The organism is Cyanobacteriota bacterium (assembly GCA_027618255.1).
Taxonomy (GTDB): Bacteria; Cyanobacteriota; Vampirovibrionia; order LMEP-6097; family LMEP-6097; genus JABHOV01.
Genome location: JAQCFG010000020.1, coordinates 21203 through 29868, shown reverse-complemented (window position 1 = coordinate 29868; position 8666 = coordinate 21203). Strand labels below are relative to the sequence as shown.

9 protein-coding genes are annotated in these 8666 nt (G+C 37.6%); 2 read left to right on the top strand and 7 right to left on the bottom strand.

Annotation, left to right across the window (positions count from 1 at the left end):
- The coding region (locus O3C63_04380) for a hypothetical protein (protein MDA0772160.1) at positions 1-266 on the top strand (266 nt) is incomplete at its 5' end.
- A 27-nt stretch (positions 267-293) separates the two neighbouring features.
- On the opposite strand, the gene O3C63_04375 is transcribed toward O3C63_04380, so the two are convergent.
- From O3C63_04375 to O3C63_04355, 5 genes are all read right to left on the bottom strand, one after another.
- A complete protein-coding gene (locus O3C63_04375; protein MDA0772159.1) occupies positions 294-1430 on the bottom strand; it encodes an LptF/LptG family permease in 1137 nt (378 codons plus the stop codon).
- The gene (locus O3C63_04370) at positions 1424-2179 is read right to left on the bottom strand and encodes a DUF561 domain-containing protein (GenBank protein MDA0772158.1); all 756 of its coding nucleotides are present in this window, start codon (positions 2177-2179) and stop codon (positions 1424-1426) included. The genes O3C63_04375 and O3C63_04370 overlap by 7 nt, the downstream gene beginning before the upstream one ends.
- 109 nt (positions 2180-2288) lie before the next feature.
- Positions 2289-3821 carry an ATP phosphoribosyltransferase gene (gene hisG / locus O3C63_04365; protein MDA0772157.1) on the bottom strand — a complete coding sequence of 511 codons (1533 nt, stop codon included), beginning with the start codon at positions 3819-3821 and terminating at the stop codon, positions 2289-2291.
- Positions 3821-4657 (bottom strand): prohibitin family protein, encoded by an 837-nt coding sequence (locus O3C63_04360; GenBank protein MDA0772156.1) that lies wholly within the window; start codon positions 4655-4657, stop codon positions 3821-3823. Before O3C63_04360 ends, hisG begins: the two co-directional genes overlap by 1 nt.
- A gap of 12 nt (positions 4658-4669) precedes the next feature.
- A complete protein-coding gene (locus O3C63_04355; protein ID MDA0772155.1) occupies positions 4670-5581 on the bottom strand; it encodes a prohibitin family protein in 912 nt (303 codons plus the stop codon).
- 96 nt (positions 5582-5677) lie between these two features.
- Between O3C63_04355 and gap the strand changes: the two genes are divergently transcribed.
- Positions 5678-6706, top strand: a complete 1029-nt coding sequence (gene gap / locus O3C63_04350) for a type I glyceraldehyde-3-phosphate dehydrogenase (GenBank protein ID MDA0772154.1) — start codon at positions 5678-5680, stop codon at positions 6704-6706.
- A gap of 176 nt (positions 6707-6882) precedes the next feature.
- Here gap and O3C63_04345 read toward each other — a convergent pair whose 3' ends face one another.
- Both O3C63_04345 and O3C63_04340 read right to left on the bottom strand, forming a co-directional pair.
- A complete protein-coding gene (locus O3C63_04345) occupies positions 6883-7644 on the bottom strand; it encodes a hypothetical protein (GenBank protein ID MDA0772153.1) in 762 nt (253 codons plus the stop codon).
- A gap of 166 nt (positions 7645-7810) precedes the next feature.
- On the bottom strand, positions 7811-8617 hold the full coding sequence (locus O3C63_04340; protein MDA0772152.1) for a UDP-3-O-acyl-N-acetylglucosamine deacetylase: 807 nt from the start codon (positions 8615-8617) through the stop codon (positions 7811-7813).
- Positions 8618-8666 lie beyond the last annotated feature (49 nt).

Below are 8666 nucleotides of genomic sequence, written 5' to 3'. Positions count from 1 at the left end.
CAGCTGTTGCAAAAGCAAGAAAAACTAACTATGCATTGAGATCAGAAGATGTACTTAAGAATGATATGTTCTCTGGCATATCAATAGTTCAAGATGACGCTGACCCATCATCTGTAAAAAGATTAGATTCAAGTGCAGATATTTTAGAAAAAGCAGAGACTACTAAAAACATAGGAGAAGCACTTGGAACTAAAACTAAACCTCCACAATATAAACCTCTTGGCAATTCAGCCCAAACCAATCAACAAATTGCTCAAGCAAGTTGACCAATGGGTGACTTGCAAGCTTAACAACTACCTATTCGCCCTATAAAAATAACTAAACCAAGCTAGAGTTCCAATAATTATATTAGGAGCCCAAGCTGCCAGCATCGGATTTAATCTACCAGAATCACCAAAAGAATCAAAAATAGTATGTGACATATAAAACACAAAGACCACTAAACCAAGCGCGATATAACCCCAATTAACCACCTTACGCCTGCCTGAGATGCCCATACAAGCACCAATTAAAGCAAGAAAGATACAAGAGATCGGATAAGCAAACTTGGCATGAAATTTAGTCTTGTAATCATTGAGCCTATCAGTAAATATTCTATCTCCTTGATGCAGATTGATCATTTGCCAAAGCCCATAGAAATTAAGATTGTCGGTCTTGGTCATTTTTTTGAGCACTTCATTTGGATTTAAACTACTAGGTATTAGAGTCGTTTCAAAATTGGAAACCAAGTGCATAGAATTAGTATCCATACCATCTTTGTCGGTAGACTCGGATTGAATATAACTACTACTACCATCCATAAGAATCCAACCGCCTTTGAGAGGGTCCCACTTACCTTTCTTTGCAGTATGTATCAACGATAGATGTTTTTTAGAAAAATCCAAAATCACCACATCATGCAAAAGTCCTTCTTTGAATTTACGCACATAAAATATTCGCTCGATTGTTCCTTCCGAGTCTTTTTCAAAATAACTAAAGCCATTAACGATTTGGGTTGAAATCGGATCTTTATATAAAGCCAAAGTATAAATCTTCTGCGCAAAGGGGGAGGTGATTGGCACGATAAATTCAGACAACAAAAAAGTAACCACCACACAAATCAAACCTGAATAAAGCACCGGTCGCATCAAGCGCGTAAAACTCGCTCCAGCAGCACGAATAGCAATCACTTCAGATTGTCCAGAGAGCTTTTGAAAGGCAAGAAATGTAGCAAGTAAGATGCCAATTGGAATTGTAGTTGAAAGTATTTGTGGAATTTCTAAACCCAATACAACTATTCCGGTACTAAAGCTCGCACCTGATTTTGCTAGTAGTTTAAAAACCTCTTTAAATTTATCAATCCCAAGCCAAACACCCGTGATTATTCCTGCACCACTCATAAATGGCAACCAAAGCTCAGTCAGTATATATTTATCAAGTTTTTTTAGCATTGAGCTAGTGAAGCCGTCTCAGTACTCAGTGCAAGTTTGAGAGCTGAAATTGCAGCAAGCATTTCAAGCTCAGACTCTAATTTATTAACGTATTTGCCAACACCAATACCATGAGCACCAGAGGCAATCGCAAGCTTGGCAGTGTCAGGGCTGATACCTGAAGCTGTAAGAATAAATGTATTGGTAACTATCTTCGAAATCTCAAGAGTGTTAGCAAGACTTAGCCTAGCTTTTTCAATCTGTCCTAATGCACCAACTGACGAGGTTTCAACCAAAGAAGCCCCTTCAGTTTGAATCATATCCACTCCAAGCTCTTCAAGCTGGCAAGCTAATTCAACTTGCTCTCTGACAGTTAAGTGTCCAGGAACTGTAATTGAAATCAATGCTGTAGTTTTGGCATCCATTATTTCCTTTGCCCATGCAAGTACTTCGTTTGCTGTTGGGAAAATACCTTCATCATGAAGCGCTTCAAAGTTGCCAAGCTCAAGCATATCTGCGCCAAGTTCTTGGGCTCTAATCAACTCTACGGGGCTAATACTACTCACCATAATGGCAGTATCACCAGCTGAAGCAACTGCTTCAATAACAATATCTTCTCTAGCTGAAATATCCACACAACTAGCTTTCATTTGAGAAGCTGCTTTGACAATCTGCAAAACTCGCTCTTTATCAAAATTGTTTATACCGGCTATAACTTTTAGGCAAGTTCTGGCTGCTAAATCTCTAAGTACTCTTGATCTTTTGTTCATAGAGACTATTGTAACCCATAGCCACCCATACCTTGACTACTTTTTAGATAATAACAATGCCGGCTCGTTCACTTATTTTGAAAGCTACTAAGGGTCAAGGTACGGGTGGCTAGGTTAAATCCAAAAATTCTTGCTTAAATACTTTAAATGAAGAATTATTAGCAACAAGCACGGCAGAACAAGGCATGATTTCTTCAATAATTTCAAGACCGTTTTCTTTGAGAGTTGCTCCGGTAGCAACCAAATCAACTATCACATCACTTAGTTCAGTAAGTGGACCAAGCTCGACAGATCCATATAAATTAATCACTTCAACCTCAAGACCCTTTTGCGCAAAAAACGCATTAGTCAGGTTAGGGAAGGTAGTTGCGACTCTGGCATAAGTAGGCAAATCAGCAACAGATTTATACAATCCATTCTTAGCGCAGACACAAAGCCGACAATGACCATAATCCAAATCCTTTAATTTAACCAAACTAGCATTGGAATCAATGACAGTATCAAGTCCGACAACACCAAGGTCAGCAGCTCCATGCTCAACATAGGTTGGCACGTCATGCCCGCGCACTAACAGAAGCTCTACCTTGTCAAAACCCAAACCAGGACCAGCATCCACAACTAACTTACGTTTATTGGTAATCTCGACATTTAAACCTTTAGCCTTGAAAAAATCAAGCGCACCTTCCAAGAGAGTGCCTTTGGATAAAGCTATTTTAAGAACTTTATTAGTTGCAATATCACTCTTGTCTTGATCAGGCAACAAACCTTGATCCGCCATAACTGACATCAAGCGAGGTAAATAAAATGCAAAACCGATAGCTGGTAAATCCTTACCAAACTCTTTCAACAAGTTGTCATAGCGACCACCTCGCGCAAGTAATTTACCCTGACCCTCTACATGCAAATTAAAATGCAAACCAGTATATAAGTTCAAATCTGGACATTGAAGTGGATCAAAAACAATCGCTTCATCAGACTCAACCAATTTTCTAATCTTGCTCAAATCCAGTCCCAGACAAGACTCCAAGGCAGCCACATCAGCAGTCAAAAGCGCAAGCAAAGGATGATCAGCAAAAATATGTTTTTTGAAGCTAATTAAATCACCAGTTAGAACCATGTCATAAAGACGAGCACCAAGACCTGGATACTTAACGATAATCGCGCGCCAAATTCCAGCGTCAGTAATACTCAATCGATAATTCTTAATCGATAATTGTTTAACGGAATCCAATATTAATTTAACCGTCTCGATATCAGATTCAGCATCACCAATATGTTCTATACCAACCTGGCGAATTTCACGCGAGTCATCAGTTGCAACTCCTTTGTATCTAAAAATACTAGAATCATAAAATAGTTTAAGAGGAAACTCAAGCTCTGAAGCTCGCGTGGCAACCAAGCGCGCAATCGGTTGAGTCATTTCCGTTCTTAAGGCAAGCACCCTACCATCTTTATCAACAAGCTTGAAAACCTCATTACTAAACTTGCTATTAGTCTTAGAAATCACTTGCAAATCGACTAAACTGGGAATCGAAATTTCTTCGAAGCCCTGTTTGGTGTATAAGTCAACCAAAGTCGAGCTAACAAAATCTTGCTTACGCAATTCAGAAGGTAGCCAAGTTTTGATGCCTTTAAGATTCATTAGTTTTGCTGTAACAGTTTATCAAGATTGATCAAAGTATTGCCCTTCAGTCCCATAATTACTGGTACTTTCTTCTCAGAGTGTTCAATCATATCTAGGTACTCAAGCTCTGCAACACTAGGATTGCCATGGATAGCATTTCCTTTGATTTCAACTTGTTGTGCAATAGCTTCACCACGAATAATCTCGATTTGTTTTTCTTTAACAGCGATTTCTTTTTGAATTTGTGCAAGCTGTGCTTTTTGTAATGCTATTTGCTTACGTTCAATTGCATCTATATATTCTTGAGAGAATTCTATTTTGCGCAGAAATACATCTTTAAGTTCAAAACCAGATTGCTTGAAAGACCCAGAAAGATATTCTAGAAGTTCAGTCGTTACTATTTTTCTTGTCTCTTCGGTATAAAGTGCATCAGCAACATGACCGGCAATAATTTCTTGCATTACTTTACCAATCTTGGATTTAAGTACCGGTTGATAATCTGTTCTTAGAGTTTGGTAAACCTGCGGTGCTTGTGACTTGATCATTTGAGTGACAATTGATGTTTCAATTCCAACAATTTGACCATCTTTAGTTTTTGCGACGATCGGCTCACCCAAGCGCGTCTCATCTTCAGCACTGTTTGAAAAAGAATAAGTAATTATTCTGGTATCAAAAATAATCAATGTTTGTACAAAAGGAATCAAAAAATGTATACCTTCAGCAAGTGCATTTTCTTGCACACCACCCTTGAGGTTAAATATCACCCCTGTTCTACCTTCCGGTATCACCTTGACAGACTGGGACAGCACCGCCAGAACTAAAAATACTACAATAATCGGAGCTTTGTTTTTCATTGAATTTCCTTTTTATAATTGATCATCAAAAATTAAATTTGTACGGCTACCAAAAATCTGTGCCTTGCGAAACTTAATATATTCTGGATTTCTGGTAAGCGCATTCACCTTGAGGCGAATTGCCTCTGCCTCACCTTGTGCCTGGGTAATAACTGCGTCACGCTTGTTTCTTTCTTCTACAATAATGTTGTCTTTAGTATCAAGTTCAATTCTTGCTCTTTGTTTACCTTCAATTGCACTTTGATAAGCATCAGAGAAAGTAACCTCGTCCAACAAAAATTCTGTTATCACAATTCTATAGGTCTTAAGCTTGTCAGACAAAGTCACTGAAATCTTGTCAGCGATTGCTCTACGATCTTCACTATAAATTGCAGAAACTGTATAACCAGAAACCACTTCACGCACAATACTTCTTACTATCGGTGTAATAATTTTGTCTACATACGAAGTAAAACTATCGCTACCAAGATTCTGATGTAACCACCATAGTTCTTTAAAATCTGGTCTGGCACGAATAGTCACGTCGGCTTTAATATTCTGTCCATCGGCAGTAAGAGTCTGAATGGAATTACCCATAATACGAGCTCCACGCTTAGATCTTTCTGATTTATCGGAGAAAATATAACTAATTTCTCTTACATCATATGTCGTTGCTTGTTGTATCAATGGAATAATAATCTGGACACCTTCTTCCAAAACTCTTTTTTCCATTCCAGTTATACGGTTAAAGATGACCGATCTTTGGCCAGCACCCACCAAAATAACGAAATTCGGCACGATAAATATCGTGAAAATAATGATGAAAATAGTCCATTTGTGCTTACCCAAAAAATCATCCGGGTCAAAAGATCCGCCATTCTTAAAATTGCGAGCATTGAAAAAATCAGGTATATCAGGTATATCAGGTTTATCAGGTTTATCCATATAAAAGATAGTAACACGACTAGCTCACTGTGTTTATATTTGTTTAAATGTCTAGAGACTAGTCAAGAGTCCAAAGCTGGTATAATTCATACTATTATGTCAAAAGTCAAAGTAGGTATTAACGGTTTTGGAAGAATAGGAAGAAATGTATTCCGTACTCTCAACCAAAATTTTGCAAATAGCATTGAAGTTGTTGCGATCAACGACCCGGTGTCTGACCCAAAAATCTCGGCGCACCTTATCAAATACGACAGTATTCTTGGTAGATACAAAGGTACAGTATCCTCAACTGATAATGACATCACAATTGATGGCAAAACAACTAAGTTCTTAAAAGAACGCAATCCTGCTGATATTGGCTGGGACAAACTTGGTGTTGACGTTGTACTAGAATGCTCTGGAGTATTCACTGATGGAACAAAGGCTCAAGCTCATATAGATGCTGGTGCCAAGAAAGTATTAATTTCTGCACCTGCTACAAACGAAGACATTACTATCGTAATGGGAGTAAATGATGATCAGTACAATCCTGCAATTCACAACATTATTTCAAATGCAAGTTGCACAACAAACTGTTTAGCTCCAGTAACAAAAGTATTAGATGACAAGTTTGGTATTGAATCAGGCTTAATGACTACCATTCATGCTTACACCTCTGATCAAAGACTTTTGGATAACGCTCACTCCGATCCGCGTAGATCAAGAGCTGCAGCTCAATCAATGATACCTACTACTACTGGTGCTGCTAAAGCAATCAGTTTAGTACTGCCTCATCTTGCAGGCAAACTTAATGGTTTTGCAATCAGAGTTCCTACGCCAAACGTATCTGTAACTGATGTTGTTTTTACTTTCAAGAATGATGTAACTAAAGAAACGATTAACGCTGCATTGAAAGAAGCAGCTGAAGGTGAACTCAAAGGTATTCTTGATTACACAGAAGAGCCATTGGTATCAATTGACTTTACTTCTGATCCACACTCATCAATTATTGACGCTGCAATGACTACAGTTGTTGGCACCAAACAAGCTAAAATACTTAGTTGGTACGATAATGAGTATGGTTATTCTAACCGTCTTTGTGAGTTAGCTATCAAAGTAGGCAACCTCTTACCAGTAGCAGCTTAATTTTATCCTCAAAGTGTTTATATGCAAGGCTTGCGAGAGCTCATAGGGACGTTTTCACTACATTCGGAATATACAAAAGAGGGTTAAGGGAAGATCAAAAACTGAGGGTTGAGACTTTGCATTTTTCAGTGCATACTTAAAGAAACAGAGTCCATATTGGGACTTTGGCAACAGGTTTAATAACTCAAAAACTTAATAGTATCAACTGTCTTAGAGATGGTCTGACCATCGACATCAAGCTCGAGTACTATATCTATCATATTCAACAACTCTTGTTTTTCAAGAGTTAAATTAACAGCAATAATTTCATCTGTTAAGAACTTCGCTTCTTGTCCATTGATGCGTGGCTTACGAATTGACTTATTTAAAGTAAAACCATAGGTCTCGATATTGCCGATAGTAACAAACATATTCTCAGAAAAGATACGCTTACTTGGTCCCAATAATTCTGCCTTACTAATACCCATAAAAGGCAAGGAGATCGTATTCTTTAGTAGCTCTATCTCTGAACTGATATTTGAACTATCAACCATCTCTGCAAAATCTGGAATCAAACTAACAGACTTAATACGCGCCTTGGCTTCACCACTATAATTAATTCGAGTCAGTGAACCATGGAATAATAATTCATCTTGACTTGGTTTTTTAGCAAAGAAAACTCTAATCACAGAATTGTTTTGATCAACGGTTTTAAATAAAATAGTATCTTCTCCTTCAATAATATTGTCTGGGCAAAGCTCAGCACCGTTGCCGGTTTCCTTCAAAGCAAAACTACTGTGCATCGAAAACTCTTCATCAATCACGAATGTATTTTTAGGTTCAAATTCAAGTTCTATTTCTACGGCGGCTATTTTTTTCAATTCCTCTCCATGAAGCTTAAGACGAAATTCTTCTGCCTGTAGTGGTAAAACAAAGAAGGCAAGGGCAAATAAAAACAATAGACTTGCTACGTAAGTCCCCTTTATCATTACTAACGGAACGGGTGCTTTGCAGCGTTCCGTCGTTTTTTGTGTCGATATCAGTAGCAAAACATATTTTTGCAGGATGCCTAATAGGCTTCGTAAGTAGTTACTATTTTTATTAATTAACAGAATGGCTAATGTTTTATTTAACACAAAGAACCTCATTTAATAATTTGGCAGCCCTAGAGTTCAGTTCATGACCACCTTTGTGACTCGTAACATGCATTGCAACCTTGACTGGATTAATTCCAGACAACCTCAAGTCACCAATTAAATCAAGTGCCTTGTGCCGTGCAGGTTCATTAACTTGGTGTAAGTCATGAGTAAAATCATCCGTTGTTAAACCAATCACCCAACCACTAAGTCCAAGCATTTTATTTTCTTCTTCATTACTAAAAGTACGTGCAGTAGCAATAGCATCAATTGATTCATCAATAGTCCAAGTATATTCTTGCTTACCAATTTTGGGGTGATTCCAATCTAAACAATAAGTCAAATTGAAATCTTGACTAGGCTTCAAGACAATATACCTAGAATCATCATTCTCATCAACAATACAATATTCTTGCTGTAGATAATATTGAATACTGCGATCACCTTGCACTAAACCAGCCTGCTCAAAAAAATCAATCCACAGCTTAGCTGAACCATCACCAAAAGGTAACTCAGATTCACTAATACTAAGATCAAAATTATCGAGTCCATAGATTGAGGCAGCAGCCAAAAAGTGTTCGGTTAAGCAAAGACATTCACCATCCTTGGAGAGTACTGTATTACGTTGAGTGCTATGTAAATTATCAATATGAGCCTCAATTAATACATTATTGAGCAAAAATCTTAATCCCTTGTCATCATTAGCTAAAATCACAGCCTTAATTAATTCTCGACTAATAATGCCTTTAGACTCTAATTCATTGTCTTTAATGAAATATTGGGTGTTATTCACCATATAGACTTATTATAGCTCGAAATCTAGATTAAATATCCTTAATTTTCAG

Coding starts and splice junctions, on each gene's coding strand:
- O3C63_04375 (MDA0772159.1), bottom strand. CDS start 1,430: ATGCTAAAAAAACTTGATAAATATATACTGACTGAGCTTTGGTTGCCA.
- O3C63_04370 (MDA0772158.1), bottom strand. CDS start 2,179: ATGAACAAAAGATCAAGAGTACTTAGAGATTTAGCAGCCAGAACTTGC.
- hisG (MDA0772157.1), bottom strand. CDS start 3,821: ATGAATCTTAAAGGCATCAAAACTTGGCTACCTTCTGAATTGCGTAAG.
- O3C63_04360 (MDA0772156.1), bottom strand. CDS start 4,657: ATGAAAAACAAAGCTCCGATTATTGTAGTATTTTTAGTTCTGGCGGTG.
- O3C63_04355 (MDA0772155.1), bottom strand. CDS start 5,581: ATGGATAAACCTGATAAACCTGATATACCTGATATACCTGATTTTTTC.
- gap (MDA0772154.1), top strand. CDS start 5,678: ATGTCAAAAGTCAAAGTAGGTATTAACGGTTTTGGAAGAATAGGAAGA.
- O3C63_04340 (MDA0772152.1), bottom strand. CDS start 8,617: ATGGTGAATAACACCCAATATTTCATTAAAGACAATGAATTAGAGTCT.